Below are 26,024 nucleotides of genomic sequence, written 5' to 3'. Positions count from 1 at the left end.
CAGGGTCAATGGGAGACTTGCCACCACTTGAGTTGCCGCCGTGAAAGCCCTCTCCGTGCTCGGCTCCACCGGCTCGATCGGCACCCAAACCCTTGAACTGGCCGAGGAATTCCCGGACCGCTTCCGGGTGGTGGCCCTCACGGCCGGCAACAACCTGGATCTGTTGGTGAGTCAGATCCAGCGCCATGCGCCCGAAGTGGTGGCCCTGGCCAATGCCGAGCGCGTCAGCGAGCTGGGCGAGCGACTGCAGGCCCTCGAACCCGCCGCCAGGCCCGCCCGAATGCCCGAGCTGCTGGGGGGCTCTGAGGGCCTCTGCGCCGCCGCCGCCTGGTCCACGGCCGACCTGGTTGTTACGGGGATCGTGGGCTGCGCTGGCCTGCTGCCCACCCTGGCCGCCATCCGCGCCGGCAAGGATCTGGCACTGGCCAATAAGGAAACCCTGATCGCCGCCGGGCCCGTGGTGCTGCCGGAGCTGGAGAAAAGCGGCTCACGCCTACTGCCGGCTGATTCCGAGCACTCGGCGATCTTCCAGTGCCTGCAAGGCACCCCCTACGCCGAGACGGCGCGGCTCTCCACCGGCAGCCCCACCCCGGGCCTGCGCCGCATCCAGCTCACGGCCTCCGGCGGCGCCTTCCGCGACTGGGCTCCGGCAGACCTCCACAAGGCCACCGTGGCCGATGCCACCAGCCACCCCAACTGGAGCATGGGCCGCAAAATCACCGTGGATTCGGCCTCCTTAATGAATAAGGGCCTGGAGGTGATCGAGGCCCACTACCTGTTCGGCCTCGACTACGACCACATCGAGATCGTCATCCACCCCCAATCGATCATCCATTCGATGGTGGAGCTGGCCGATTCCTCGGTGCTGGCCCAGCTCGGCTGGCCCGATATGAAGCTGCCCATTCTTTATTGCCTCAGCTGGCCCGAGCGCCTGAGCACCCCCTGGCGCCGGCTCGATCTCACCGAGGTTGGCCAGCTCAGCTTCCGCGCCCCCGACCCGGCCAAATACCCCTGCATGCAGCTGGCCTACGCGGCCGGCCGCGCCGGCGGCACGATGCCGGCGGTAATGAACGCCGCCAACGAACAGGCCGTGGCCCTCTTCCTCGAGGAAAGGGTTCACTTCCTCGATATCCCGACATTGATCGACGGGGTGTGTGATCGCCACCAAGTCGATCACATGGCCAATCCCTCCCTAGACGACGTACTGGCCGTAGACGCATGGGCCCGTCAGGCCGTGCATGAGGCTGCAGCCCGGCTCCAGGCAAAGGCGCCGGCTGCGTTGCCGGCGTGATCTCGCACCACCTGCTGCTCTGCGCCACTCCAAGCAAGGCGCTCTGCTGCCCCGATCCCGCCGTAGGCGTCGCCAGCTGGGAGACCCTCAAGCGCCTGGTGCGCGAGCTGGGCCTCGAGGATCCGGCCCGGCCCGAGGGGATCGTGCTGCGCACCAAGGCCGACTGCCTGCGCATTTGCGCCGAGGGCCCCATCCTGCTGATCTGGCCCGAAGGCAGCGTTTACGGCGGCGTCAGCCCGGAGCGGATCGAGCCAATCCTGCGGGAGCACGTGATCGGGGGCAGGCCGATTGAGCAGTGGATCATCAAGCGCATGAGCCTCAAAGCTGCCGCCTAAGCCAGCTCGCCACCAGCTGATCACCCCAGCAGCTGAGTGGCTCATCACCCACCCCATGGAAGCCGTTATGGCCGCCATGGGCCGTGAGCACCACATCAAGGCCAGGAAGGTGCTGCTGGGCCAAGAACTGGGCGCCACTGGCCGGCACCCAAGGGTCGTCGAGGGAGTGCAGCAGCAGGCTCGGCGGCAAATCGACCGATGCTGAAAGCAGACGCGGCAGGGGCGAAGCCTCCCGGTAGTAATCGTCAACGGAGGCGTAGCCCCAGCGAGGGGCAGTGATAGCAGCATCGAAGCTGCGAATCGAGCGGGGCCGCTCTGGCCCCTGCAGGGCCTGACTCTCAGCGTCGCTAACCCCAAATGGATCGGCCAGGGTCTGGGCGCAGAGCCGGCGCAGCAGCCAGCGCTGATACACCCGGTTGCGGGGCAGCTCGATCTGCTGCGAGCAAAGGGCCAGATCAAGCGGGCTGCTGGTGCACACCACACCACTCAGCACCCCCGGACTAGCCAGGCAGGCATTGAGCAGCATCGTGCCGCCCAACGAAATCCCCACACCAAAAAGAGGCAGGCCACCGGCCCGCTGCTGGGCCAACTTCAGTACGGGCAGCAGGTCGCGATCGCAACGGGCTGCATAGGTGCCCGGCGCCAGGGGCCTGCCCGGTCCGGCACCCCGCAAATTCAGGCGCCACACCGCGAAGCCGGCGGCTTGAAGGCTGAGGCCCATGCGCCGCAACCCCTCCCGTTCGCTCGATCCACCCAAACCGTGCAGTAAAAGCACAAGTGCCCTAGGTGCCCCAGCAACTGGCGAATCAACCAGCGCTAGCAGGGAGGCATCACCGCCCACCGCAATGGGGAGCGGTTCACCGAGATCTAGGGGCAGCTTTGGCGGGCTGAGGGTGTCTCGCAGGGTCTGGAGATCGGGGCCGATCCAGGGCCAGCGTTGCTTAAAAACAGGGGGTGTCAGGGAGGGCTGCCTCAGGCGGCCACCTTCTTACCAACCCCCATGCTGCGCAGCTCGGTGAGCAGGCCGTTGAGCACGGCCTTGGCATCACCAAACACCATGGCGGTCTGGGGCAGCTCAAAGAGGGCGTTTTTAATGCCTGCATAGCCAGCTCCAAGACTGCGCTTAACAACAAACACCTGGCGGGCTTGGTCCACCTCAAGCACGGGCATGCCATACAGAGGGCTGGTGGAATCGGTCTTGGCGTCTGGGTTAACAACGTCGTTGGCGCCCAGCACAATCACCACATCGGTGCGGGGGAATTCAGGGTTGACCGTGTCCATCTCCAGCAGTTGCTCGTAGGGCACATCGGCCTCTGCCAGCAGCACATTCATGTGACCAGGCATACGCCCAGCCACCGGGTGGATCGCATAGGTCACCTCCACGCCGTGGTTTTCCAGCAACTTGGAAAGTTCGCGCAGGGCGTGCTGGGCTTGGGCCACCGCCAGGCCATAGCCGGGCACAAACACCACTCGCTCAGCAGCCTCGAGGGCAAGAGCGCATTCCTCAGCGCTGCAGCTGGTGATGCGGGTGTAGCCGGCCTCTTCGCCGCCACCGCCCACCGGTGCCGCCCCACCAAGGGCGCCTCCAAACAAGACGCTCACCAGGGAGCGGTTCATGGCGGTACACATCACCTGGGTGAGGATCAGGCCCGCAGCACCCACCATGGCGCCAGCCACGATTAGGAGTTGGCTGCCAACGACGAAACCTGCTGCAGCTGCGGCTACTCCGGAATAGGAGTTGAGCAGCGAGATCACGACAGGCATGTCGGCACCGCCGATCGGCAGGGTGACGCCGATACCCAGTAGGGAAGAAGCCACCACCAGCACCCAAAGAGGGGCTCCCGCCATATCGCCAGGGAGGGCAATCGCACCTGCCAGGCAGGCCACCGCCAGTGAAATATTCACTGCGTGGCGCATGGTGCTCTGGGTCCAGCTGGGGGTATCAATCCAGCCCTGCAACTTGCCCATCGCCACGATCGAGCCACTGAAGGTGATCGCACCAACGAACACCGAAATCACGATCGAGATCTGCTCCACCAGGCCGGAGGAGCCCTCCCCCGGGCTAAACAGCGCCACCCCAAGAGCCACCAGCAACGACGCCATACCGCCGCAGCCGTTAAACAGCGCCACGGTTTCGGGCATGGCAGTCATCGGCACCCGCTGGGCCGTAATCAGGCCGAGCACACCGCCCAGGCCAGTGCCGATCGCTACCCAAAGCCAGGCTTGGGGGGAGAGGGGTTGCTGAATCAGTAAGCCAAGCACGGCCAGGCCCATGGCCAGGGCCGCCAAACCATTGGCGGAGCGAGCGGTGCTCACCTTGGAGAGGCCCTTGATACCGAGGGCCAGCAACAGCACGGCACCCAGATCGATCAGGGCGGGCAAAAGATCAAGTCCAGCCATCAGCGGGTCCCTCCGGTGCGGGGTGATTTGCGCGAAAACATGGCCAGCATGCGGTCGGTGACCAGGAAGCCGCCAACGACGTTGAACAGGGCAAAGCCCAGGGAAAGCGAGCCGAGCACCAGCAGGGGCAGCTGGTCATTGGCCTGGGCGATCAGGGTGAGCGAAGCCAGCACGGTGATGCCGCTGATCGCATTGGCACCACTCATCAGAGGGGTGTGCAGGGTGGGAGGCACCTTGCCGATCAGTTCGAGTCCCAAAAGGCTGCCCAGCAAGAGCACCCAGAGGGCTTGGGTCAAGGCACTCATCAGTTAGCTCCGGAAACGAGGTCAGGGAAACGGCAGGCGCCATCGTGAGTGAACAGGCAGCCGGCCACGATCGGGTCTTCCTGGTCGAGCTGGAAGCCGTCTTCACCCAGCACGTGCTCCACCAGGGCCGCCAGGTTGCGGGCGTAAAGGGCGCTGGCGTGGTTGGCAACGGAGCTGGGCAGGCCATCGCCACCAATCAGGCGCACGCCGTGGCGCTCCACGGTTTGGCCGCAGACCGTGCCGGCGCAGTTGCCGCCCTGGGCCACGGCCAAATCCACCACCACTGAGCCGGGGCGCATACCCGCCAGCATCTCATCGGAAATCAGCATGGGTGCTCGCCGGCCCGGCACCTGGGCGGTGCAGATCACCATGTCGGCCAGGGCCAGCTGATCGGCCAACTGCTGGCGCTGGGCAGCCAGAAAGGCTTCGCTAGCCGCCTTGGCGTAGCCGCCGGCTTCAGCTGGGCGCTCCTCCTGCTCGGGAGGGGAAATAAACCTGCCACCCAGAGACTCAACCTGCTCCTTAGCCGCGGGCCGCACATCACTGACATAGACCACCGCGCCAAGACGCCGGGCGGTTGCCAAAGCCTGCAGCCCCGCCACCCCTGCGCCCAGGATCAGGGCCCGAGCCGGCTGAATTGTGCCCGCCGCTGTCATCAACATCGGCACGTAGCGATCTAGGGCTGCAGACGCCAGCAGCACCGCCTTGTAACCGGCGATGTTGGCCTGGGACGACAGCACATCCATGGACTGGGCCCTGCTGATCCGGGGCAGCAGCTCCAAGGCCAAGGCCGACACCCTCCGGGACTGAAGCTGTTCCACTAGGGCGATGGCGCCATAGGGGGAGAGCAGACCAGCCAGCAGGGTGCCGGGCCGCAGCTGATCCAGCACCTCGGCAGCTGGTGGATTGACGCAAAGCACCGCATCGACGCCAGCGCCTAAATCTGGGCCTGGGGCAACAAGACGGGCTCCAGCCGTTTCAAATTCATGGTCGGCATAGCCGGCCGCCAAGCCAGCGCTTTGCTCAACTTGCAGCGTCAGCCCCCGGGCCAGCAGCCGGCGAACGGTTTCGGGAGTTGCGGCAACCCGGCACTCTCCCGGGTTGCGTTCCCGCAGGATCAATACTTCAGCCAAGTGGGTCCCCGGAGGCCATTGATCTATTAGGGGGTGTCTCCCCTCGCCTGAGCAACACAACTGCAGCAAATGTGCGCAGTTGCCCATCCAAGCCAGGTGGAGCTCAAAACAGGGGAAGCAACTCCTGTTCAACGCAGCTGGCCTGCGGCAGGGCGCCCTGGTGACGCAGCTGGCGCGCCCGCAGGATGATCGGATCGATGTCGCATTCAAGAGCCCAGCAGCGGTTTAGATGCCAAAGCTGCAAGGCGGGAGCCCAGGCCCAGGCATCCGGATCGGGGCAGGAGTTCGCCATAGGGAAAACAACATGGGAGCCGGGGGTTGAACTGAAACTAGGCACGCTGGGCCATAAGCCCATAGGCCAGATCACCCATTTGCAGGTGGCCTGCTGACGCCAGGGCACCTCTGGCCACAATGGCGTGATGGGATTTCCTTCCTTCGACCTGGGCATCCCGCCGCCCACAACAACCGCCGTGCGACCCAGGCAGTGGCAGAGCCGCCTGATCCAGCTGCTGCGGGCCCGCCTGCTCAACCACCAGCCTGGCGGCCATGACGTGCTGATCCATGCAGGACCGGGTGCGGGCAAAACCCTGGGAGCCCTGCTCAGCTTCATCACCCTGCAGCGGGAGGGGAGGCTCGATCGCTTTTTGATCTTCTGCCACCGGAGCTCAATCGCCCGTCAGTGGCTGGGAGCTGCGGAGCGCCTCAACCTGCGCCTGCTGGAGTGGGACCCGGAGCAGGGGCTATCAGCCCTCGAAGCAAATTCAAACTGGGATGGCCTGCTGCTCAGCTATCAGTGCACGGCCCGGCACCGCCTAGCCCTCGAGGCAGCCCTACGCCGCATAGCTCTGGGAAGCTGGCTTGCCATTGCCGATGAAGTGCACCACCTGGGCCTGGATCCGGATGAACCAGAGGCTGCGGCCTGGGGTTTCGCCTTCAGCCAGCTCACCGCTCCAGCCCAGCTGCGACTCGGCCTCACCGGCACCCCTTTCCGCGCCGACAACCTGGCCTTTTGCGCCGCCCGACGGGTAAAGGTGCGCGAGGGAAATCAGGTGATCGAACGCATCGCCCCCGATTTGAGCGTGGAACCCCGCCAGCTGATCTTGGCCGGCGATGTGCGACCCCTGGAATTTCGCTTCCAGGACGGCTGGGTAGAGCACGGCAGGCCCCATGCCTCCGCCGACACCGAAACCTCGCCCCTTTCAGCTGAAGCGCGGGAGAGCTGGCGAGCCCGCAACTTGCGCCGCGCCATTCAACTCGGAGATGCCAGCAGCATCGCCCTGCGGCTACTGCTTAAGGCCCGTCAACGGCTGGAGCGAGTGCGGGCCGACCACCCCGAGGCGGGCGGGCTGGTGATCGCCCGCGACATCGCCCACGCCAGGCGCATCACCGGGCTGCTGGAGGAGGAGGGCGACCGGGTACACCTGGTCCATTCCCAGGACCCGGAGGCCAGCGCCCGCCTGGCCGCCTTCCAGGCCGGCGAGGCGGACTGGCTAGTGAGCATTGATATGTGCGCCGAGGGCTTTGACGCCCCAAGACTGCGGGTAGTTGCCTACCTCACCACGGTGGTAACTCGCAGCCGCTTTGTACAAGCCATCACCAGGGCTGTGCGCATGGATGGCCAACGCGCCGCCATGGAGACCGTGCCGCGGCAACCGTCCTATGTGTTCGCCCCAGCCGACCCATTGCTGATGAGCTACGCCCGCAGCTGGTCCCTCAGCGAGCCCTACCTGATCAAGCCGAAGCAAGTGGCTACAGAGCCTGTCTCACTCGCTGGTAACCAGGGAGGTTCCCTACCCCTGCAGGCGGTAGAAGCAAGGATCGGTGCTGTGATCAGCATGGGTCCGGAGCTACCTAGTTTTCTGCAGCGAACGGCCTGAAACATGCTTTGGCGATACAAGGCTTAAGCGCAAATGTGCGACGTTGTGTCAACCAATACCTTCCCAGGGCCCGTAGCCCGTCAGCGTGGTGAAGCCCAAGGGGAGAGGGGAGCATGGATGCTGCAGTGAATCGCCGCCTAACCGTTGCTGTCAGCTGGGCTTTGGCCCGCCGAGCCACCCTCGACGCCCTCGAACATTTCGAAGAAAGCTTTGCGGTCACGGAGGAATTCCGAGAATGGCTGCTCTGCCTGGAAGAGCACCCGGAACTCCTTGCTGCGAGTGTGTTGATGGTGCCAAACGACCTTGGGCAGGGCATCCGGCCCGCCAGCGACGGCATCCTGGAAATCTGAGCCGATTTGAGATGCAAATCCGCAGCGAATTACATCTCAAATCTAAAGCAAATCTAAAGACATTTACGCCCGAGGTGCCAGGCCCTTTGTCCAAGCTGCCGCGCTGATCTCCTAGGCTCAACTCATAGTCAATCCGCTTAAGTAATGACGGTTTCGGGGCTTTCAGTCGAAAACCTGGTGATCGTGGGTTCAGGGCCCGCTGGCTACACCGCCGCCATTTACGCCGCCCGGGCCAATCTCAGCCCCGTGCTGATCACGGGCTTCCAGGACGGTGGCATCCCTGGCGGTCAGCTGATGACCACCACCCACGTTGAGAACTTCCCCGGCTTTCCCGACGGGATCATGGGGCCGGAGCTGATGGACAAAATGAAGGCCCAGGCAGTCCGCTGGGGCACCCGTCTGATCGAGGCAGATGCCACGGCGATCGACCTGTCCCAGCGGCCCTACCGCATCACTGCCGAAGGCCAAACCATTGAAACCCAGGCAGTGATCCTGGCCACCGGCGCCAGTGCCAACCGGCTAGGCCTGCCAAGCGAGGAGCGCTTCTGGAGCCTGGGGATCAGCGCCTGTGCGATCTGTGACGGCGCCACGCCCCAGTTCCGTCAAGCCGAACTGGCCGTGGTGGGTGGGGGCGATTCCGCCTGTGAGGAGGCTGTTTATCTGACCAAATACGGCAGCCAGGTGCACCTGATCGTGCGCGGCGAAAAGCTGCGGGCCAGTGGCGCCATGGCCGATCGGGTGCTCGCCAACCCCGCCATCACCGTGCATTGGAACCGCCAAGTGGCCGATGCCAGCGGTGGCGACTGGCTAGAAGCAATCACCCTCAGGGATCCCAGCAGCGGCGCCAGCGAGGAGCTGCCGGTTAAGGGCCTCTTCTACGCCATTGGCCACACCCCAAACACCCGCCTAGTGCGGGGCCAACTGGAGGTTGATAGCCACGGTTACCTGGCCACCCAGGCTGGCCGCCCCGAAACCAGCGCTGCCGGTGTCTACGCCGCTGGCGACGTGGCCGATGCGGAATGGCGTCAGGGCATCACCGCCGCTGGTAGTGGTTGCCAAGCTGCCCTGGCCGCTGAGCGCTGGCTCACCCATCACGACCTAGCCGTCACGGTGAGCCACGAACCAATAGAACCGGCCACCGTCGGCGAACCGGTGCGCACTGCCACCAGCGACGCCGACAACTATGACGCTGACGCCCTTTGGCAGAAGGGGGGATTTGCCCTGCGCAAGCTTTATCACGACAGCAGCAAGCCCCTGCTGGTCGTTTACACCTCACCGACCTGCGGTCCCTGCCACGTGCTTAAGCCCCAGCTCAAGCGCGTGCTCGATGAGCTGGGCGGAGCTGCCCAAGGCGTGGAGATCGACATCGAGGCCGAGCAAGAAATTGCCAGCCAAGCCGGTGTTACCGGTACCCCGACGGTGCAGCTGTTCCACAACAAGGAGCTCAAGCAGTCCTTTAAGGGCGTCAAGCAGCGCAGCGAATTCAAAGCCGCAATTGAAGCCCTGCTAGCCGTTGCGGTCTGAAAGGTGCGCTCAACGCCGCCTGGGCCCACCTGGGCGGTTGCCGCCGGGACGGGGGCCTGCAGCCGCATTGCGCTCCCGGTAGGTGATGCGGCCGCGGGTGAGGTCGTAGGGGCTGATCTCAACCAGCACCTTGTCACCCGCCAGCAGCTTGATCCTGAATTTGGTCAGCTTGCCTGCCGCCCGGCAGAGACATTGGTGACCAGCCGGCTGTTCCAGGGTCACCAGGTAAAACCCGTTTCCCTGTTCTTTTTCAATCACACCGGAGGTCTCGATCATGCGTGGGCGCTGTCTGGAGGTTCAATCGTTCCAAATAGCTTAATTGCCGCTCGACAGGCGATAGGGTCTGGCTCTCTCATGCCGTTTTGGCTTCACCATGGTTTTGCCGCCGCTTTCGTTGGATCTGGGGCTGCTGCTGATCTCCATAGGTGTGGTGAACCTCTGGAAAGCCCGTCAAGCCAGCTGAACCAAGGCCACTGACCACCCTTCTTTTCCATAAGCCCTACGGGGTTTTAAGCCAGTTCACGCCAGAAGCCGGCTGCGACTGGGGTTGTTTGGCGGAGTTCATCCCGATTCCGCAGGTTTACGCCGCCGGCAGGCTCGATGCCGATAGCGAGGGATTGCTGTTACTCACAAGCAATGGCCGCCTGCAGCAGCGCCTCACCGACCCCCGCTTTGGCCACTGGCGCCGCTACTGGGTGCAGGTTGAAGGAGAGGCAGCTGCCCACCCTGAGGCTTTGGAGCAGCTGCGCAGCGGCCTTTTGATTCAGGGGCAACGCACCCTGCCGGCTCGAGCCCAGGCGATCAGCGATCCATCCCTGCCCGAGCGCACCCCACCGATCCGTCAGCGGGCCGCGATTCCCACCAGCTGGCTGCAACTGGAGCTGCAAGAAGGCCGCAACCGTCAGGTGCGTCGCATGACGGCCGCCGTAAATCTGCCCACCCTGAGGTTGCTGCGGGTCGCCATCGACCTGATGGACGGCGCCGCCCCGCTCGAGCTCAATGGCCTGGCACCGGGGCAATGGCGCGAGGTGGACGAAGCCGAAAGTCAGCGCCTGGAGCGGCTGCTTAAGCCGTCGCGGGCCATGGGAAAAATCTCGCCTGGTCGGGTCTCACCTGGTCGGGGTGGCCGCGCCGGGGGAGGGAAATCAGGGCGGGGCGCTGGGGGCGGATAGGGCGGCTTAGCCGAGCACGTCCTTGAGCTCCCGCACGCTCTGCAACTGGCCGTAGTAGTAGTTGGCACGGGCCCGCCGGTCAGCATCATCAAGGCCATCGAAGGCATCGAAGCCCAGGGTTTGCCATAGCTCGTGGCCACAGGCCCGATTGAGCTCTTCGGTGGCCTCCGCCTCAAGGTTGGCCAAGCGGCGCTGCAAGTTTTTGATCTGGGCAACCGACATTCACTCTCCCAAGCAACCAAATAATAGTACAGGCGAACTTGTGGCCGCGGTCGTAGGCGCCAAGGCCTAGAAGGGCAGCTTCTTCTTGGCTTCCTTATCGAGATCAGTCTCCATCTCACGCAAGCGGCGCAGGATCGTGTCGTAGTACTCCTTGAGGTAGCCCTCCAAGCCGGTGGTTTCAGCCGAATCGAGCCCAAAGGCCGCGTAGCTGGCCTCCATTGGAGCATCTAGAGCTGTGCCCCCACCGGTGACTGCCTCAAAAGTCAGCCGCTCGGCCACATTGAGGCTGGCCTCAAAGAAGCCGGTCACAGACCGCATCAACCCCAGCAAGGCAGGCGGCACTCGGAAAGTGCGGGCCTCCTTACCCGTGAACCGCTCACACAACTGGGTGATTTCGCTAGTGGTCCAGGCCCGGGGACCCACCACCGGAAACGCTTGGCGCACGGTTTCCTCACGCTCCAGAGCCGCTACAGCAAAGCGGGCCATGTCCTGGGTGTTCATATAAGCGATTGGGGTGGGCGAGCCACTCACCCAAACCGTCTGACTTTCCAGCACAGGAATCGCAAACTGACTGATCACTCCCTGCATGAAGGCAACGCCGCGCAGGATTGTGTAATCAAAATCCGAGGCCATCAGCCAGTCTTCGGCGCAGGCCTTGATGTCCATCAAGGGCACTTCGCGGTGCTTATGCGCATCTAGCAAGGACACAAACACCAGACGCTTCACCGAGGCGGCCTGGCAGGCGGCAAATAAATTCTGGTTGCCTTTCCAGTCGATGTCATAGGAGCTGGCGGAGTCCGTGGCGCGGGCAGTAGCCGCATCTATAACTGCGTCCTGACCTTCCAGGGCATAGGCGAGGCTTTCAGGCTCGAGCAGGTCGCCGCGGGTGAGCTCGCAGCCCCATTCCTGCAGGAAAGCGGCTTTACGGGGGGAGCGCACCATGCAGCGAACCTGATGGCCTGCATCGAGGGCACGGCGGGCAATTTGCCGGCCCAGGGTGCCCGTTCCGCCAACCACCAAAACCTGCATTAGCAACCTTCAAGCGGGCCCGAGCCTAGGTGTCCGACGGGTCGAGCCGGGAGCAGGGCGGATCTAACTGGCCTTTGGGGCTCAGTCGTTGTCGGCCAGCTTCAAAAGCAGGGCTCCGCCGGCAAGACCAACGGGAATCAGTATCCAAAACAAAGCTGCGGTACCGAAAATTTCAGCAGCCATGGCGAAATGAGTGGAAGTCCATCCTATTTAGCAGTGCCAGTGGCCATTCCAACCAACTGAGCGGCGGTCTGCAGGATCTCGCCCCAGGTTGCATCGCTGCGCAGCTGACCCGGCATCACCCCACTGACCTGGGCCGACCAGCCCCCCTCCCGCAGGGCCGCCACCAGGCTGAGCAGCGGTGGCGCCCCTCCCTTAAGGCGGCGCGCGATCTCGGCCATCGGCCAGCAGCGGGCCGGCAGTCCCCTATCCGCAAGCAGGCGGGCAAGCAGGCGAGCCCCCTCCGTACTGAGGTTTGCCCCTTGATCAACCTCAGCGAACGCCTGCATTTCAGCCAGCAGCTCAGGCTCCTGCAACGGGCCGATCCACAGAGGACCGCTGATCGCCAGCGGCGCAATCTCGCCGGCAGGGCAATGGCAGGGCAGCCACTGACGTAAGCGAATCAACGGCTGCACCTGCTGATCGCCGCAGCCATGGCAGTGGGCCAGCATGCCGAGGTGATGCTCCTCCCCTGGCTCGCTGCGGCGGCGCAGGCGCACCGCGCTGCGAAAGGTGCGCCCTTCACTGAAGCTAAATAGGGGCTCGATGCCCCGGCCCAAGGCCCAGGCCGCTCGAGCCACGCTGCCAAGTTGCAGGCGCAGGGCCAGCTCCCAGCTGGCGGGATGGGCCCGGGCCGCCGCCCCCAGCAGCCGGATCGCAGCCGGGCGGTCGTGGCCGGTGGGGGAGCGGCCATCGGTGCTGGCTAGGTAAAGCACACCGCCGAAGGACACCGCCTCCAGAGCTAGGGGCAGCAGGGCCGTGGGGCAGCCAAAGCCATCCAGGTCTAGGAGCTCGAAACGCTCCTGGCGCTGCAGGCAATCCGCCAGCAGGTGCTGGGCAGTAAGGGCGCTGCAACGCAAACCTGCCAGGGATGCCAGGTTTTGACGCAGCAAAGGCAGCCGATCCGGATCAGCATCGTTAGCCCACACCGCCGCGGCTCCACCCTCCAGGCCGTAGCGCAAGGCCCGGATGCCGCAGCCGGCCATGGCATCGAGCACCCGCAAGGGCCCACGGGCCGCCAGCGTGCGGGCGAGCAGCACCCCCAGATCCCGAGAAGGACGCGACTCCGGCCTAAAAAAACCGGCGCCGGGCAACAGGCGAGCCCATCCTTCGCAATAGTAAGCGTCGGTGTGCTGGCTCAGGAGATCAACCGTGGCTGCAACAGTCCAGCCTGCACCTCCACCCGCGGCGGACGGCAGCTCAGGGGCGGAGTGGGGCACACACGCCGATTGGCTCTGGCGAGGTGAGCGCTGCCACTGGCGGGTGCTGGGGGAAGAAAATGACCCGGCCCTGGTGCTTGTGCATGGCTTCGCCGCCGGCAGCGGCCACTGGCGCCGCAACGCTGCGGTGCTGGCTGCAGCCGGCTGGCGGGTCTACGGCATTGATCTAATCGGCTTCGGCGCCTCAAGCCAACCGTCCCTGCGACTGGACAACCGCCTCTGGGCCAGGCAGCTGCAGGCCTTTCTCGAGCAGGTGGTGCAGGGGCCAGCCGTGCTGGTGGGCCATTCCCTCGGCGGCCTAGTGGCTCTCAGCTGCGCCGTGTTTTTTCCCCAGCTGGTGCGAGCAGTCGTGGCAGCCCCCCTACCCGACCCAACCTTGCTGCTGGCCGGCAGCAGCAGCCCACCCCGCCGGCGGCCCTGGCAACGCCGGCTGCAGCGCTGGCTCGTGACCCTGCTCTGCCGGCTGCTACCCCTGGAGCTACTGGTGCCCCTGATTGCCCACTCGCCCCTGCTGGATTTAGGCATTCAGTCGGCCTACAGCGAAGCGGTGATCGGCGACAGGGACCTGCACCGGCTGATTGCCCGGCCAGCCCGGCGGCCTGGAGCGGTGCGGGCCCTGCGGGCGATGAGCATGGCCATGGCCCTGCGTCCCCACGGGGCCACCGCCCCAGCCCTGCTGCGAAGGCTGGGGCGTCCCCTGCTGTTGATCTGGGGGCAGCGCGACCGACTGGTGCCCGTTCAGGTGGCCCAGCAGGTGCGGCGACTGCGGCCCGAGCTCCCCCTAACGGTGCTGCCTGGCAGTGGCCACTGTCCCCATGACGAACATGCCGATGCCTTTAATGCCGCCTTACTTCAATGGCTTGACCAATTGCCAGCCGCCGAGACCCTTTCTGGGCCTGGGCGGTAACTTGGAATGCAGCCAGCGCAACGGGTCCCTCAGGAGATGAAACACACCCTTTCGGTGTTGGTGGAAGACGAATCCGGTGCCCTCAGCCGCATCTCCGGCCTATTCGCCCGCCGCGGCTTCAACATTGAAAGCCTGGCGGTGGGTCCCGCTGAAAAAGCTGGCATTTCCAGGCTCACCATGGTGGTCGCAGGCGACGATCACACCCTCGAGCAGATGACAAAGCAGCTCGACAAGCTGGTCAACGTGCTGGGGGTAATTGATCTATCCCACATACCTGCCGTGGAGCGGGAACTGATGCTGCTGAAGGTGTCGGCTCCTGCCGAAACCCGCAGCGCCATCCTGGATCTGGTGCAGGTGTTCCGCGCCAATGTGGTCGACGTGGCCGATGACGCCTTGACGCTTGAGGTGGTGGGCGATCCGGGCAAGCTCGTCGCACTCGAACAAGTGATGGAGAGCTACGGCATCCTTGAAATCGCCCGCACCGGCAAGGTGGCATTGGAGCGGGCTTCGGGCGTCAACACGGCTTTCCTGAAGGTCACCGCATCCAGCAAGCGGGTACCCGCCTAGGGATTTCCCTTCACCAACTTCCCGCCCGACACCAGCGTGGCCTTGACGATCTTGTCGCCCTGGCGGATCTGGTCGACCACCTCCATGCCCTTACTCACCCTGCCGAAGACGGCGTAGCGGCCATCCAATTCAGGCAAGGCCTGCAGGGCTACGTAGAACTGGGCGCTGGCGGAGTTGGGATCGGCGGAACGGGCCATGGCAACAGCTCCGCGTTGATGGGCCAAAGCCAGTTGGCGGGTAGCTCCTGGGGCAGTCACAGGCTCGCCATAGCGCGGCTCTGCTTCGTCGCTGCGCTTGATCTCCAGGGGAATCAGACGGGACATTCCCGTGGCTGGATCCACAAAACTGCCCAGGCCGTGCTGGCTGGCTGGCACCTTTGGATCAGCGCTGGTGGGGTCGCCGCCCTCCACCACAAAAGGAACAGGCTCGCGCACAACTCGATGAAAAGCGGTGCCGTTGTAGACGCCACGCTGAACCAGATCAACGAAATTGCCCGCCGTCAGCGGCGCAGCAGCACCATCTAGCTGCAGCTGCACCTCACCCTTGCTGGTCTGCAGTGCGACTGTGGCCGTACCGCTGAGGCAGGGGGTGCTGGCGGTGCTGCAACCCACAGGGCTGCTGCCACCATCAGCCGCACAGGCGACCAGAGACAGGGGCGCTAGCAACAACAAACCGCCCAGGAGCAAGCGACTCCACCAGTTGCCAGTCATCAAATTGCCAGTCTTCAGATTGGTTTTCATCGGATTGGTAGTCATCAAACCCCCTCCAGGGGCACGCCCAAAAAGCGGGCAAGTTGGGCGCCAGACAACTCCAGATCGGCCAGGGGCATGGGCTCGCCAACCCTGGTCAAGGGCATATCCCGCCTGCCCTGCACCTTGAGGGCCAGGCGACGCCGAGGATTAAGGCCATCACGCACCTCTACCTTCACAGCCTGAATCTCCCGCAAGGGGATATCCACCGTGATCTCTTGGCGAAAGCCGCGGCGACTAATAGTTGCCACACCAGCATCCCGATCAAAGCGGTTGCTACCCGCGCCAACGTCGATGCCGATCACAACCCAGAGGTAGGCACACAGCGCCATGGCGGCCAGCCCGTATAGCCCCATGACCAACCCCTGGGGCAGCCAAACCAGCTCGGCGGGGTGCCCGATCGGCAGCAGGTCGGTGCCGAGATAGCTGGAAACACTGGTGAGTAGGAAGCCGATCCCGCCAGTGGTCACCACCAAGGCAACCAACACATTGGAAAGGCGCCTTGAGCCCAGCACCGGCAGCTCAAGCAAGGGGGCAGGAGCCTGGGGGGAGGCCATGACCTGGAACAAGGAATGGCGCCATCCTGACCGGTCGTCGGGGGAGCTGGGCTGATCAAGACCAAGCGCTCAGAAGTGAAGCAAAAGACAGTCAGAAATCAGCTGCGAAAGCCCAGCGAGAGGAAGCCATGTCAGCCCGTTTCAACCGGTCTCGCGATCCGCTTCAGCGTTGTTACGATCGCCCGGTAATCCCACAGCCTCCGCGGGTTTCCCGCACCGTTTCATCATCATGACGATCGCTGTAGGGCGCGCGCCAGCAGCACGGGGATGGTTCGACGTCCTCGATGACTGGCTCAAGCGCGACCGCTTCGTATTTGTGGGGTGGTCTGGTCTGCTCCTGTTCCCCACGGCCTATCTGGCCCTGGGTGGCTGGCTCACCGGCACCACCTTTGTCACTTCCTGGTACACCCACGGAATTGCCAGCTCCTATCTAGAGGGCTGCAACTTCCTCACCGCCGCCGTCAGCACCCCTGCTGATGCCATGGGTCACAGCTTGCTGTTGCTCTGGGGCCCAGAAGCCCAAGGCGACTTCGTGCGCTGGTGTCAGCTCGGTGGCCTCTGGCCCTTCGTTGCCCTGCACGGCGCCTTCGCCCTGATCGGCTTCATGCTGCGTCAGTTCGAGATTGCCCGCTTGGTTGGCATCCGTCCTTACAACGCCATCGCCTTCTCCGGCCCGATTGCGGTTTTCGTCAGTGTCTTCCTGATGTATCCGCTGGGCCAGAGCAGCTGGTTCTTTGCTCCCTCCTTTGGAGTGGCTGCAATCTTCCGCTTCCTGCTCTTCCTGCAGGGCTTCCACAACTGGACGCTCAACCCCTTCCACATGATGGGAGTGGCCGGCATCCTCGGCGGTGCCCTGCTGTGCGCCATCCACGGCGCCACGGTTGAGAACACCCTGTTTGAGGACTCCGACCAGTCGAACACCTTCAAGGCGTTCGAGCCAACCCAGGAAGAAGAGACCTATTCAATGGTCACCGCCAACCGCTTCTGGAGCCAGATCTTCGGGATCGCCTTCTCCAACAAGCGCTGGCTGCACTTCTTCATGCTGTTTGTGCCGGTGATGGGTCTTTGGACCAGCAGCATCGGCATCATCGGCCTGGCCCTCAACCTGCGCGCCTATGACTTCGTGTCACAGGAGATTCGCGCAGCTGAGGACCCCGAATTTGAAACCTTCTACACCAAGAACATCTTGCTGAATGAAGGTCTGCGTGCCTGGATGGCACCGGCTGACCAGCCGCATGAAAACTTCGTCTTCCCTGAAGAGGTTCTGCCCCGTGGAAACGCCCTTTAATTCCAATCTGGTGGTCGGGGGCAAAGACCTCGACTCCACCGGCTATGCCTGGTGGGCGGGCAATGCCCGCCTGATCAACCTCTCCGGTCGCCTTCTCGGCGCCCACGTCGCCCACGCTGGCCTGATGGTCTTCTGGGCTGGGGCCATGATGCTTTTCGAGGTGAGCCACTTCACCTTCGATAAGCCCATGTACGAGCAGGGGCTAATCCTGTTCCCCCACGTAGCCACCCTGGGTTACGGCGTTGGTCCTGGTGGTGAGGTCACCGATCTCTATCCGTTCTTTGTCGTTGGTGTGCTGCACCTGATCAGCTCGGCCGTGCTCGGCCTTGGTGGTCTGTATCACGCCCTGCGTGGTCCTGAAGTGCTGGAGAACTACTCCACGTTCTTCTCCCAGGATTGGCGCGACAAGAATCAAATGACCAACATCATTGGTTATCACCTGATTCTTCTCGGCGTCGGCGCCTTGCTGCTCGTCTTCAAGGCCATGTTCTTCGGCGGTGTTTATGACACTTGGGCACCGGGCGGTGGCGATGTACGCATCATCACCAACCCAACCCTCAGCCCCGGCGTGATCTTCGGTTATCTCACCCGCGCACCCTTTGGTGGCGAGGGCTGGATCATCGGGGTCAACTCGATGGAAGACATCATCGGCGGTCACATCTGGATCGGCCTGATCTGCATCTTCGGAGGCATCTGGCACGCAATCACCAAGCCGTTCGGCTGGGTGCGTCGCGCCTTCATCTGGAATGGTGAGGCCTACTTGAGCTATAGCCTCGGCGCGCTGAGCTTTATGAGCTTCATCGCCTCGGCTTATATCTGGTTCAACAACACCGCCTATCCCTCCGAGTTTTACGGCCCTACAAACGCCGAATCCTCCCAGGCCCAAAGCTTCACCTTCCTAGTGCGTGACCAGCGCCTCGGCGCCAACATCGGTTCGGCCATGGGCCCCACCGGTCTGGGTAAGTACCTGATGCGCTCACCCACAGGCGAGATCATCTTCGGTGGTGAAACCATGCGTTTCTGGGACTTCCGCGGTCCCTGGCTGGAGCCCCTGCGCGGCCCCAACGGCCTGAGCCTGGACAAACTCCAGAACGATATTCAGCCCTGGCAAGTGCGCCGCGCGGCTGAATACATGACCCACGCTCCGAACGCCTCCCTGAACTCCGTTGGCGGCATCATCACCGAGCCCAACTCGGTGAACTTCGTGAACATCCGCCAGTGGCTGGCGTCCACGCAGTTCGTGCTGGCCTTCTTCTTCCTGGTCGGCCACCTGTGGCATGCAGGTCGCGCTCGCGCTGCTGCTGCTGGTTTCGAGAAGGGCATTGATCGCAAGGCAGAGCCCACCTTGGCTATGCCGGATCTGGATTGATCACACAGTGATCGTTGCTGGCCCCCGCTTTCGAGCGGGGGCTTTTTTGTTGCCGCCCCGCCCCTATCTACCTAGGTTTCGGAGAAATAAGACCTTTGTTAATGGCCCGCCATTCAGTTCAAAACCTGAGCTCAAGATCACGGCTATTGGAGGCTGTTCTGCTGGCAACTGGTCTGAATATGGTTCCTTTACTGGCCCAGCCAGCCCAGGCCCAAGGAGCTATCACCTCTCCTGCTGCAGGTGTGATCTGCGACCAAGCTGGACCCACCTGCTACGACAAGCAAGGACCTTCCATCGGCCTGACCCAGACCTACTTCGGCAGCATCGCTGCCAACCGTCTTAGCTCCGAGCTAGGCAACCGCCCCCAAGCCAATGACTTCCGACTGAGCAACGGAGCTGTTTGCGACTCGCGAGCGGCCACCTGCTGGAGTGATGGCTGGCAGAGGGCCCAAATGGCTCCCAACCTCACCTAGCAACTATTCGGCTCACTCCCAACAACAGCAAATCAATCCGGCGGCGGTCTCCAGGGTTTGCAAACCCCCCGTGCCGGAATCGTCTGCGACCCCGTCAGCAGTCCTGTCTGCTACGACCAGTCCGGCCTATCCCTGGGACTGACGAGGGAGTACTTCGGATCCTTTGCCGAGCAAACCGCCCTGCGCAACCTGGCCGGCCAAGCACCGCCACGTCAATTTCGGCTCAGCAACGGCAGCGCCTGTGATCTCAACGCTCGCACCTGCTGGAGCGATGGCTGGAACCGTCAGCAGGTGAATGTTGCTCTCTCCAACCAACTATTCGGAAGTGCAAATGGGACTGGCGCTGGCAGTGCCAGCACCCAGACCCGAGCGGCCCAATGCCGCATGACCCGCTGGTTTAAATCCCTGTACAACGGCAACTGTGAACTGCGGGAAAACCGCACTGGCAAAGGACGACTCCTAGAGGTGAGTCTTCAAGACGGCAACGTTTACAGCGTTAGCAAGCCCAGGGGCGGCGGCTACCAGCTCAGCGATGTCAAGGGCAACTCCTGGCCAGTCAATGTCAATGACCAGGGCCGCAGTGTCAGCTTCACCTGGTCTGATCGGGTACTCACCGTGACACCCAATGCTGCCCCCAGTAACGGCAATAGCTTCGGCCAGCTGCTCAACAACTTGATGGGGCCTTGAGCCATCGCCTCAGCAACGGCAGGCTCAGGCCGATCACGTTGCTGAAGCAACCTTCAATCCGCTCCACCAGCAGCCCTCCACGCCCCTCCAAGGCAAAGCCACCGGCACATTGGAGGGGTTCGCCACTGGCTACATAGGCGTCGATCTCCGCCGAGCTGAGTAGAGCGAACTGCACGCGGGTCACTACCGCGGCCAACAGGGGCCCGCCATCAGCTGCTTCTTGATTGCAAGGCAGGAGGCAATGACCGGTGATCAACTCACCCCAGCCGCCTGCCATCTGCAACCAGCGCTGCCGAGCTTCGCCAGCGTCAGCGGGCTTGCCATACACCTCACCGTTGAAAACCAGCAGCGAATCGCAGCCAAGCACCCTGCAGCCCTGGGGCAGTTGTTGTGCCACCGCTTCGGCTTTGGCCCGGGCCAGCCGCTGCACTAGCTGGGCGGGATCGGGATCGCTGATCGACTCCTCATCAACGCCACTCACCTGCACCTGGTGAGCGATGCCGGCTTGCTCCAGCAGGCGCCGGCGAGCTGGGGAAGCGGAGGCGAGCACGAGCATGGGGTCAGGGAGAATCCTTCTATGCAACACCGGGAAGCCGCCGCGATCGACCACCTGCTTCAAAACAAACGCTCCCTGTCCAGGGCCAGCCAGGCAATGCGCTGCCTGCCATTTAGGCGGGCGTTTTACGTGGAGGTGAGCGATCGGGCTCTCAGCGGCGGCGAGCTCTGCCGCCGGAACGACCTCCAGAGCCTTTGCCAGGGAGCACCGACGGCCGATCGGGTTGAAGCCCACTGGATCTGGCTGATCCAACTGGGGGTGCTGCGGCGGGAAGTGGATGGCCAGGGCCTCACCGAGCGGGTGCGGCTCACGCCCATGGGACGGGAGCTGCTGGCCCAATGGCCTGGGGAGATTCCAGGCGCCAGTGGGCTGGATCGCCTGCTCCACTTGTTGCGCCGCCACCGGCCCAGGCTGTGAACGGCAGCAGCTCGTAGCATTGAAGTGCTACTTGCTATAGGGTGATGCCAGCAGAAGTCACGCTTCGCCAGGCTGGCGGCTCTGTGAGCGCCACGATCCCCTCGGAGATGGCCCGCCGGTTTCACCTAGCTCCGGGAGACCGCGTGCAGGCGATCGAAACAGAGCACGGCATCCTGCTCTCCCCCTTCGATCCCACCGTGCAGGAAGCGCTGGCACTCGCAACAGATGCGGCGCGCCAGTTCCAACCAGCCCTGCGTGAATTGGCCCATTGAGCAACATCCAGGAACCACGATGGGTGCCTGACGTAGCGGTGAAGGCCATCCACCACCAGCAGACCCTGGAGCATGGTGGACTTCGGGGCATTCGCAGCGAGACAGCTATGGCATCTGCCCTGGCCAGGCCTAGGCAGCGCTGGGCCTACGCAGAGTTGACCACAATCCCCCAACTGGCCGCTGCCTACGCCGAGGCGCTTGTGCGCGCCCACCCCTTCAGCGATGGGAACAAACGGAGTGGGTTTCTCGTGGCCGTTGTGTTCCTGGGCCTAAATAGCTTCAGCTTTCAAGCCAGCAATGAGAGTGTTGTTTTGACGATTCAACGGCTTGCGGCAGGCGACCTTCCCTGGTCGGAACTGGAACGGTGGTTTGTAGACCACAGCCGGGCCAACGAATGAGCCAGCTCCCTCCCCGGCCCCTGATGGTGCTTGGCACCAGTAGCGGGGCTGGCAAGTCGCTGATGACCGCTGCCCTCTGCCGGGTGCTGCGCCGTCGCGGCGAAACGCCCCTGCCCTTCAAGGGGCAGAACATGAGCAACAACGCCTGGGTTGATCAGGACGGCGGCGAAATGGCCTACTCCCAGGCGCTGCAGGCCTGGGCCGCCGGACTCGAACCACACCACAGCATGAATCCGGTGCTGCTCAAGCCCCAGGGCGACTCCACCAGCGAGCTGATCCATCTGGGCCAGTCGGTGGGGCTGGCCCGCGCCGAGCACTACTACCGCGACTGGTTCCGGCCAGGCTGGGCGGCCATTCGCGCCGGCCTGAGCGAGCTGCAGGCGGCCCATCCGGGGGGGCGCCTAGTGCTGGAGGGAGCGGGCAGCCCGGTGGAGGTAAACCTGCAATCCCGCGACCTCACAAATTTGCGCCTAGCCCAATTTCTGCGGGCCCGCTGCATCCTCGTGGCCGACATCGAGCGCGGTGGCGTTTTTGCCCAATTGGTGGGCACCTTGGCGCTGCTGCGGCCGGTGGAGCGGCCCCTAATCCGCGGCCTGCTGATCAACCGCTTCCGCGGCCGGCGTGAGCTGTTTGACGAGGGGCGGCGCTGGTTGGAGGCCCACACCGGCATCCCCGTGCTGGGCGTGATGCCCTGGCTCGACGAGCTATTTCCGCCAGAAGACTCCCTCGATCTGCTGGAGCGCCGCGGCCGCAAAAGCGGCGCCGATCTGGAGATCGCCGTGCTGCGCCTGCCATCACTGAGCAATTTCTCAGACCTCGATCCCCTCGAGGCCGAACCAAGCGTGCAGCTGCGCTGGCTGACGCCGGGGGAACCATTAGGGCGCCCCGATGCGGTAATCGTGCCGGGCAGCAAGCAGACCCTGAGGGATCTGGCGGCCCTGCAGCGAGCTGGGCTGGGGCAGGAGCTGCACAGCTACGTCGCCGGCGGGGGGCAGGTGTTTGGTATTTGCGGCGGCTTACAGCTTCTGGGCCGGGAGCTACTGGATCCGCAGGGCCTTGAGGGCGGTGATTGCGCCGCCGGGCAAGTAGTAGCCGGCCTGGATCTGCTGCCGCTACGCACCCGCTTCGGCGGCCGCAAGGCCCTGCGCCAGCGCCAAAGCACGGCCCGCTGGCCCGGCGAGGGCTTGAGCCTGGAGGGATTCGAACTGCATCGCGGCCTCAGCAGCCCCATCGAAACTGCCGGCCCCCTGCAGCCCCTTGCCATCGATCCCGAACTTGGCCATTGGTGCAGCTTTGGCGAAGCGGGTGGTCTGGTGGCTGGCACCTACCTGCATGGGGTATTCGAAAGCGGGCCCTGGCGGCGCCTTTGGCTCAACAAACTTCGCCAGCGTCGCGGCCTGGCTGCCCTGCCGGAGAACCCGCCCCACCACAGCCGGCAGCGAGACGCCCTCCTAGAGCGACTCGCTGATGCCTTTGAGGCCCACGTGAACCTCACCCCCCTGCTGAGCCCCTAAATGGCCGCCTCCGCCACCAGCATCCACTGGCCCAACGGCCACACCAGCAGCTGCAACGCCGGGTGTGACTGGCTGGTGGCAGCCCAGGCCGCAGGCTTTCTGATCCCCACGGGCTGCCTGGGCGGCAGTTGCGGCGCCTGCGAGATCGAAGTAAACGGCCAGGTGGTGCGGGCCTGCATTGCCACGGTGCCCGCCAGCCGCTCAGGCTCGCTAACGGTGGAGCTAGCCAGCGACCCCTACTGGTGACTACCTGGGCACAGGACTGACTGAGCTCAGGACTGCCTGGGCTCAGGACTGAATCAGGCCTCCACCGAGCAGCACCTCACCGGCGTAGAACACCGCCGCCTGACCAGGCGTGATCGAAAACTGCTCCTCGGCAAACTCCAACCGCACCCGGTGGGGCCGCAGGGCTGCGCTATCGGCGTCGGTGGCGGGCAAGGGAATCAGTCGGGCCGGCTCGGGTGCACTGCGGTAACGCACCTGCACCTCCAGCTCCATGGGCGCCGTAGGTGGCTCGATCGACACCCAATTCACCGCCCCCACTAACGCTTCGCCCCGGGCCGCCCCAGCGCGGGGAGCCACCACCACCTGGTTCATCGCCCCATCAAGGCGCACCACATGCAGTGGCTCGCTCCAGGCCACCCCCAGGCCCTTGCGCTGGCCGATCGTGAAATGCTCAATGCCGTCGTGCTCGCCCACCACCGTGCCATCGGTAAGCACGATCTGTCCCTGGCGCGGCGGCAGGTAGGCATCAAGAAAGGCCTTCATCGAGCCGTGGTGATCAGCCAGGCAGAGGTCCTGGCTCTCGGGCTTCTGGGCCGTACGCAGCCCATGGCGCTCCGCCTCCAGCCGCGTGTCGGCCTTGGTGAGCTCGCCGAGGGGAAACACCAACCGGCCCAGGGCCTCCTGGGGTAGGTCGTAGAGGAAGTAGCTCTGATCCTTCTGGCCATCTAAGCCGCGCAACAACTGGTGACGGCCGTTGTCGCTGCTGGCGCCATGGCGCACCCGGGCGTAATGGCCCGTGGCGAGCCGGCCGATGCTCCGCTCGCTTTCAGCCCACTGGAGCATCGGCCCAAATTTCACCTCCCGATTGCAGCGAGAGCAAGGCAGCGGCGTAACGCCTGCCTGATAACCCTGCACCAGAAAATCAACGATCTGGGCCTGGAAGTGCTCGCGAAAATCCACCACGTGGTGGGGCACCCCTAGTTGCTCGCAGATGCCGGCGGCATCCACCAGGCCCTCGGCGCAGCAGGCACCCTTGCCACTCATCAGCCACAAGGTGAGGCCCTCCACCTCCCAGCCCGCCTCCACCAGCAGGGCTGCCGTCAAGGAGCTGTCAACGCCGCCTGAGAGGCCCACCGCAACGCGATGCTCCCCGGGCCAGGCCCGCAGCCGCTCTAAAGCGGCCTGGCCAGCGGGCGTAGAGGCAGGCGGAACAAAAGCAGAAGAAGCCACTGGAGCAGGCAAAGGGCAGACAGCTGGCGGGAGTACTCCCATCATGAAACCCAGATGCCTTAAAGGGGTTGGGAGAGCCGTCCGCAGTAGCCCCTTGGCCGGAACGCAATAGCAGCCACCTGCTGGTCAACAGCGCCCAGATGGCAGCGCTGGAGGAGCAACTCTTCGCCAGCGGCCTGCCGGTGGAAGCCCTGATGGAGAAGGCCGCCCTGGCGGTGAGTCGGCTGCTGCTGGAGCAGCACGGCGAGCGGCTGGGGCGCCATGGGGCGCTGGTGCTGGTGGGGCCAGGCCACAACGGCGGGGATGGGCTGGTGATCGCCCGGGAACTGCACCTGGCTGGCATCTCAACGGCCATCTGGAGCCCGTTTGGGCGCCACAAGCCGCTCAGTGCCGCCCACCTACGCCACGCCCTGTGGCTTGGCATTCCCCGGCTGGAGTCAAGCCCCGATCCCAGCGGTGCCGCCCTCTGGATCGATGCCCTGCTGGGCATCGGCCAGCGGCGAGCACCTGGAGAGGCGATCGAAGCCCTGCTGCACCAGCGCCAGCGCCAGCGGCCACATGGGCTAGTGGCGATTGATGTACCCACGGGCCTCTGCGCCGACAGCGGCCAGGCCACCGGCTCATACACGGCCCAGGCCATCAGCACCTATGCAATCGGCCTCATCAAGACTGGCCTGGTTCAAGACGCGGCCCTAGAGGCTGTGGGGTCGCTGCACTGGGTCGACCTGGGCCTGCCGCCATCGCTGCTGCAGGAGCTTCCCCTCAAAGTGCCCCTGGCTCTGGCGGAGCGGGATCTGGCGGCAAGGCCTAAACCCAAATTCAACCCGGCGGCATCGAAATATCAGCGCGGCCGACTGCTGGTGGTGGCGGGCAGCGATACCTATCGGGGTGCCGCCAGCCTGGCCCTGGCCGGCGCCAGCAGCAGCGGCTGCGGCAGTGTCCGGGCCGCCCTGCCGGAGGCCCTGGCCGGCACCATCTGGCAGCAGCACCCACAGGTAGTGGTGTGCCTCGATCCCCCGGCCGAACTCGATCCCCAGCGGCTGGATGCCCTGCTGGTCGGGCCCGGCCTGGGCGAGGCCAACTGCTGGCCCAATCCGCCGAGTTGGAGTGAGCTGCTGAGCTGGCGAGGGCTGCTGGTGCTTGATGCAGACGGCCTCAACCGCCTGGCGGGGCAAGTGAGTCAAGGGCTCGGTCTGCAGGCAAGCCGCTGGCTCCAGCAGCGACAGGGGCCTACCTGGATTACCCCCCACCCCGGCGAATTCGCCCGCCTCTTTCCCGAGCTCGCCGGCAGCACCGCCCTGGAGGCGGCCGCCCAGGCGGCCATGAGCAGTGGGGCCTGCGTATTGCTCAAAGGGGCCCGCAGCATCGTGGCGGCCCCGGATGGTCGCCGCTGGCAATTGCTCGAAGCCAGCCCCGGTAGTGCCAGAACAGGACTCGGAGACGTGCTGGCCGGCTACGCCGCCGGCCTGGGAGCGATGGCCCTGGCCGCCAGCGGCAACGCCGACGCCGCTTGGCTCGCCGCGGCAGCACTGGCCCACGCCCAGGCTGGGCGACGGGGGGAAAACTCCGAGAGCGGTTTCACACCAATGCAGGTGGCAGAAAACCTGGCTCAGCTGTGTTGATCACAACACGGAAATCAGTAAATGTCAGACCAGGACAGGGCTGCTTCTGTGTTGTTTTGCAAGTGAAAGCTAAAGGGTTGCTGAAAACACCCTCATAGAGACGAATTTGCCTCGAT

General features: G+C 64.3%; 32 protein-coding genes. 18 read left to right on the top strand and 14 right to left on the bottom strand.

Going from position 1 to position 26,024, the window contains the following annotated elements; all coding sequences use genetic code 11:
* Positions 1–40 precede the first annotated feature (40 nt).
* Together KBY83_RS05735 and KBY83_RS05730 are read left to right on the top strand one after the other, a co-directional pair.
* On the top strand, positions 41–1,291 hold the full coding sequence (locus KBY83_RS05735; protein ID WP_255018677.1) for a 1-deoxy-D-xylulose-5-phosphate reductoisomerase: 1,251 nt from the start codon (positions 41–43) through the stop codon (positions 1,289–1,291).
* A complete protein-coding gene (locus tag KBY83_RS05730; RefSeq protein WP_255018676.1) occupies positions 1,288–1,626 on the top strand; it encodes a ferredoxin in 339 nt (112 codons plus the stop codon). Before KBY83_RS05735 ends, KBY83_RS05730 begins: the two co-directional genes overlap by 4 nt.
* Here the strand turns inward: KBY83_RS05730 and KBY83_RS05725 are convergent.
* The 5 genes from KBY83_RS05725 to KBY83_RS05705 all read right to left on the bottom strand — a co-directional run bounded on the left by KBY83_RS05725 (position 1,610) and on the right by KBY83_RS05705 (position 5,756).
* Complete coding sequence (locus KBY83_RS05725; RefSeq protein WP_255018732.1) at positions 1,610–2,602, bottom strand: alpha/beta fold hydrolase; 993 nt, start codon at positions 2,600–2,602, stop codon at positions 1,610–1,612. The genes KBY83_RS05730 and KBY83_RS05725 overlap by 17 nt on opposite strands.
* Positions 2,599–4,026 (bottom strand): NAD(P)(+) transhydrogenase (Re/Si-specific) subunit beta, encoded by a 1,428-nt coding sequence (locus KBY83_RS05720; RefSeq protein WP_254959678.1) that lies wholly within the window; start codon positions 4,024–4,026, stop codon positions 2,599–2,601. The genes KBY83_RS05725 and KBY83_RS05720 overlap by 4 nt, the downstream gene beginning before the upstream one ends.
* Entirely contained in the window at positions 4,026–4,331 is a 306-nt protein-coding gene (locus tag KBY83_RS05715) for an NAD(P) transhydrogenase subunit alpha (RefSeq protein WP_106633123.1), read from the bottom strand. The genes KBY83_RS05720 and KBY83_RS05715 overlap by 1 nt, the downstream gene beginning before the upstream one ends.
* Entirely contained in the window at positions 4,331–5,464 is a 1,134-nt protein-coding gene (locus KBY83_RS05710; RefSeq protein ID WP_241518373.1) for an NAD(P) transhydrogenase subunit alpha, read from the bottom strand. The genes KBY83_RS05715 and KBY83_RS05710 overlap by 1 nt, the downstream gene beginning before the upstream one ends.
* A 103-nt stretch (positions 5,465–5,567) precedes the next feature.
* Positions 5,568–5,756 (bottom strand): hypothetical protein, encoded by a 189-nt coding sequence (locus KBY83_RS05705; protein WP_255018675.1) that lies wholly within the window; start codon positions 5,754–5,756, stop codon positions 5,568–5,570.
* 127 nt (positions 5,757–5,883) lie between these two features.
* Here KBY83_RS05705 and KBY83_RS05700 point away from each other — a divergent pair, with 127 nt between their 5' ends.
* From KBY83_RS05700 to trxB, 3 genes are all read left to right on the top strand, one after another.
* Positions 5,884–7,341, top strand: coding sequence for a DEAD/DEAH box helicase (locus KBY83_RS05700; RefSeq protein ID WP_255018674.1), 1,458 nt, complete (start codon positions 5,884–5,886; stop codon positions 7,339–7,341).
* Between the two features lie 125 nt (positions 7,342–7,466).
* The gene (locus tag KBY83_RS05695) at positions 7,467–7,691 is read left to right on the top strand and encodes a hypothetical protein (protein WP_254936627.1); all 225 of its coding nucleotides are present in this window, start codon (positions 7,467–7,469) and stop codon (positions 7,689–7,691) included.
* Positions 7,692–7,835: 144 nt separating this feature from the next.
* A complete protein-coding gene (gene trxB / locus KBY83_RS05690) occupies positions 7,836–9,215 on the top strand; it encodes a thioredoxin-disulfide reductase (RefSeq protein ID WP_255018673.1) in 1,380 nt (459 codons plus the stop codon).
* A 9-nt stretch (positions 9,216–9,224) separates the two neighbouring features.
* Here the strand turns inward: trxB and infA are convergent, their stop codons facing one another.
* Complete coding sequence (gene infA / locus KBY83_RS05685) at positions 9,225–9,491, bottom strand: translation initiation factor IF-1 (protein ID WP_094560946.1); 267 nt, start codon at positions 9,489–9,491, stop codon at positions 9,225–9,227.
* Between the two features lie 197 nt (positions 9,492–9,688).
* On the opposite strand from infA, the gene KBY83_RS05680 reads away from it, so the two are divergent.
* Positions 9,689–10,387 carry a pseudouridine synthase gene (locus KBY83_RS05680; protein ID WP_255018731.1) on the top strand — a complete coding sequence of 233 codons (699 nt, stop codon included), beginning with the start codon at positions 9,689–9,691 and terminating at the stop codon, positions 10,385–10,387.
* 6 nt (positions 10,388–10,393) lie between these two features.
* Here KBY83_RS05680 and KBY83_RS05675 read toward each other — a convergent pair whose 3' ends face one another.
* The 4 genes from KBY83_RS05675 to KBY83_RS05660 all read right to left on the bottom strand — a co-directional run bounded on the left by KBY83_RS05675 (position 10,394) and on the right by KBY83_RS05660 (position 12,951).
* Positions 10,394–10,609 carry a hypothetical protein gene (locus tag KBY83_RS05675; protein WP_254936629.1) on the bottom strand — a complete coding sequence of 72 codons (216 nt, stop codon included), beginning with the start codon at positions 10,607–10,609 and terminating at the stop codon, positions 10,394–10,396.
* A 66-nt stretch (positions 10,610–10,675) separates the two neighbouring features.
* Positions 10,676–11,638: an NAD(P)H-binding protein gene (locus KBY83_RS05670; protein ID WP_255018672.1), complete on the bottom strand. Its 963-nt coding sequence runs from the start codon at positions 11,636–11,638 to the stop codon at positions 10,676–10,678.
* 81 nt (positions 11,639–11,719) lie between these two features.
* Entirely contained in the window at positions 11,720–11,821 is a 102-nt protein-coding gene (gene petM, locus KBY83_RS05665) for a cytochrome b6-f complex subunit PetM (RefSeq protein WP_106633132.1), read from the bottom strand.
* Between the two features lie 23 nt (positions 11,822–11,844).
* Positions 11,845–12,951, bottom strand: a complete 1,107-nt coding sequence (locus KBY83_RS05660) for a N2,N2-dimethylguanosine tRNA methyltransferase (RefSeq protein ID WP_255018671.1) — start codon at positions 12,949–12,951, stop codon at positions 11,845–11,847.
* A gap of 58 nt (positions 12,952–13,009) precedes the next feature.
* Here KBY83_RS05660 and KBY83_RS05655 point away from each other — a divergent pair, with 58 nt between their 5' ends.
* Together KBY83_RS05655 and ilvN are read left to right on the top strand one after the other, a co-directional pair.
* The gene (locus KBY83_RS05655; RefSeq protein WP_255018670.1) at positions 13,010–13,984 is read left to right on the top strand and encodes an alpha/beta fold hydrolase; all 975 of its coding nucleotides are present in this window, start codon (positions 13,010–13,012) and stop codon (positions 13,982–13,984) included.
* 36 nt (positions 13,985–14,020) lie between these two features.
* Positions 14,021–14,551, top strand: a complete 531-nt coding sequence (ilvN, locus tag KBY83_RS05650; protein ID WP_106633134.1) for an acetolactate synthase small subunit — start codon at positions 14,021–14,023, stop codon at positions 14,549–14,551.
* On the opposite strand, the gene KBY83_RS05645 is transcribed toward ilvN, so the two are convergent.
* Together KBY83_RS05645 and KBY83_RS05640 are read right to left on the bottom strand one after the other, a co-directional pair.
* A complete protein-coding gene (locus tag KBY83_RS05645) occupies positions 14,548–15,261 on the bottom strand; it encodes a peptidylprolyl isomerase (protein ID WP_255018730.1) in 714 nt (237 codons plus the stop codon). The genes ilvN and KBY83_RS05645 overlap by 4 nt on opposite strands.
* A 44-nt stretch (positions 15,262–15,305) precedes the next feature.
* Positions 15,306–15,857 (bottom strand): photosystem I assembly protein Ycf4, encoded by a 552-nt coding sequence (locus KBY83_RS05640; protein WP_106633138.1) that lies wholly within the window; start codon positions 15,855–15,857, stop codon positions 15,306–15,308.
* Positions 15,858–16,086: 229 nt separating this feature from the next.
* On the opposite strand from KBY83_RS05640, the gene psbD reads away from it, so the two are divergent.
* From psbD to KBY83_RS05620, 4 genes are all read left to right on the top strand, one after another.
* Positions 16,087–17,145, top strand: coding sequence for a photosystem II D2 protein (photosystem q(a) protein) (gene psbD / locus KBY83_RS05635; protein ID WP_254959685.1), 1,059 nt, complete (start codon positions 16,087–16,089; stop codon positions 17,143–17,145).
* On the top strand, positions 17,129–18,514 hold the full coding sequence (gene psbC / locus KBY83_RS05630; protein ID WP_106502199.1) for a photosystem II reaction center protein CP43: 1,386 nt from the start codon (positions 17,129–17,131) through the stop codon (positions 18,512–18,514). Before psbD ends, psbC begins: the two co-directional genes overlap by 17 nt.
* A gap of 179 nt (positions 18,515–18,693) precedes the next feature.
* Entirely contained in the window at positions 18,694–18,987 is a 294-nt protein-coding gene (locus KBY83_RS05625) for a YcgJ family protein (protein WP_255018669.1), read from the top strand.
* A gap of 57 nt (positions 18,988–19,044) precedes the next feature.
* Complete coding sequence (locus KBY83_RS05620; protein WP_255018668.1) at positions 19,045–19,674, top strand: YcgJ family protein; 630 nt, start codon at positions 19,045–19,047, stop codon at positions 19,672–19,674.
* Here KBY83_RS05620 and KBY83_RS05615 read toward each other — a convergent pair.
* Complete coding sequence (locus tag KBY83_RS05615) at positions 19,652–20,230, bottom strand: nucleoside triphosphate pyrophosphatase (protein ID WP_106502201.1); 579 nt, start codon at positions 20,228–20,230, stop codon at positions 19,652–19,654. The two genes, KBY83_RS05620 and KBY83_RS05615, sit on opposite strands and share 23 nt — an antisense overlap.
* Before the next feature lie 21 nt (positions 20,231–20,251).
* Here KBY83_RS05615 and KBY83_RS05610 point away from each other — a divergent pair, with 21 nt between their 5' ends.
* The 5 genes from KBY83_RS05610 to KBY83_RS05590 all read left to right on the top strand — a co-directional run bounded on the left by KBY83_RS05610 (position 20,252) and on the right by KBY83_RS05590 (position 23,077).
* A complete protein-coding gene (locus tag KBY83_RS05610) occupies positions 20,252–20,647 on the top strand; it encodes an Npun_F0494 family protein (protein WP_255018667.1) in 396 nt (131 codons plus the stop codon).
* An 83-nt stretch (positions 20,648–20,730) separates the two neighbouring features.
* A complete protein-coding gene (locus KBY83_RS05605; protein ID WP_255018666.1) occupies positions 20,731–20,919 on the top strand; it encodes an AbrB/MazE/SpoVT family DNA-binding domain-containing protein in 189 nt (62 codons plus the stop codon).
* Positions 20,916–21,317, top strand: coding sequence for a type II toxin-antitoxin system death-on-curing family toxin (locus KBY83_RS05600; RefSeq protein ID WP_255018665.1), 402 nt, complete (start codon positions 20,916–20,918; stop codon positions 21,315–21,317). Before KBY83_RS05605 ends, KBY83_RS05600 begins: the two co-directional genes overlap by 4 nt.
* A 23-nt stretch (positions 21,318–21,340) precedes the next feature.
* The gene (locus KBY83_RS05595; protein WP_255018729.1) at positions 21,341–22,831 is read left to right on the top strand and encodes a cobyric acid synthase; all 1,491 of its coding nucleotides are present in this window, start codon (positions 21,341–21,343) and stop codon (positions 22,829–22,831) included.
* The gene (locus KBY83_RS05590; RefSeq protein ID WP_254998400.1) at positions 22,832–23,077 is read left to right on the top strand and encodes a 2Fe-2S iron-sulfur cluster-binding protein; all 246 of its coding nucleotides are present in this window, start codon (positions 22,832–22,834) and stop codon (positions 23,075–23,077) included. It abuts the gene before it with no gap.
* Positions 23,078–23,119: 42 nt separating this feature from the next.
* On the opposite strand, the gene mnmA is transcribed toward KBY83_RS05590, so the two are convergent.
* Positions 23,120–24,331: a tRNA 2-thiouridine(34) synthase MnmA gene (gene mnmA, locus KBY83_RS05585; protein WP_396093487.1), complete on the bottom strand. Its 1,212-nt coding sequence runs from the start codon at positions 24,329–24,331 to the stop codon at positions 23,120–23,122.
* Positions 24,332–24,354: 23 nt separating this feature from the next.
* On the opposite strand from mnmA, the gene KBY83_RS05580 reads away from it, so the two are divergent.
* Positions 24,355–25,908 carry an NAD(P)H-hydrate dehydratase gene (locus KBY83_RS05580; protein WP_255018663.1) on the top strand — a complete coding sequence of 518 codons (1,554 nt, stop codon included), beginning with the start codon at positions 24,355–24,357 and terminating at the stop codon, positions 25,906–25,908.
* Positions 25,909–26,024 lie beyond the last annotated feature (116 nt).

This window comes from Cyanobium sp. WKJ7-Wakatipu, from assembly GCF_024345355.1.
In the GTDB taxonomy this organism is placed as follows: domain Bacteria; phylum Cyanobacteriota; class Cyanobacteriia; order PCC-6307; family Cyanobiaceae; genus Cyanobium_A; species Cyanobium_A usitatum.
Note: the sequence above shows the minus strand (reverse complement) of the source record. Positions and strands in the feature narration are given on the sequence as shown.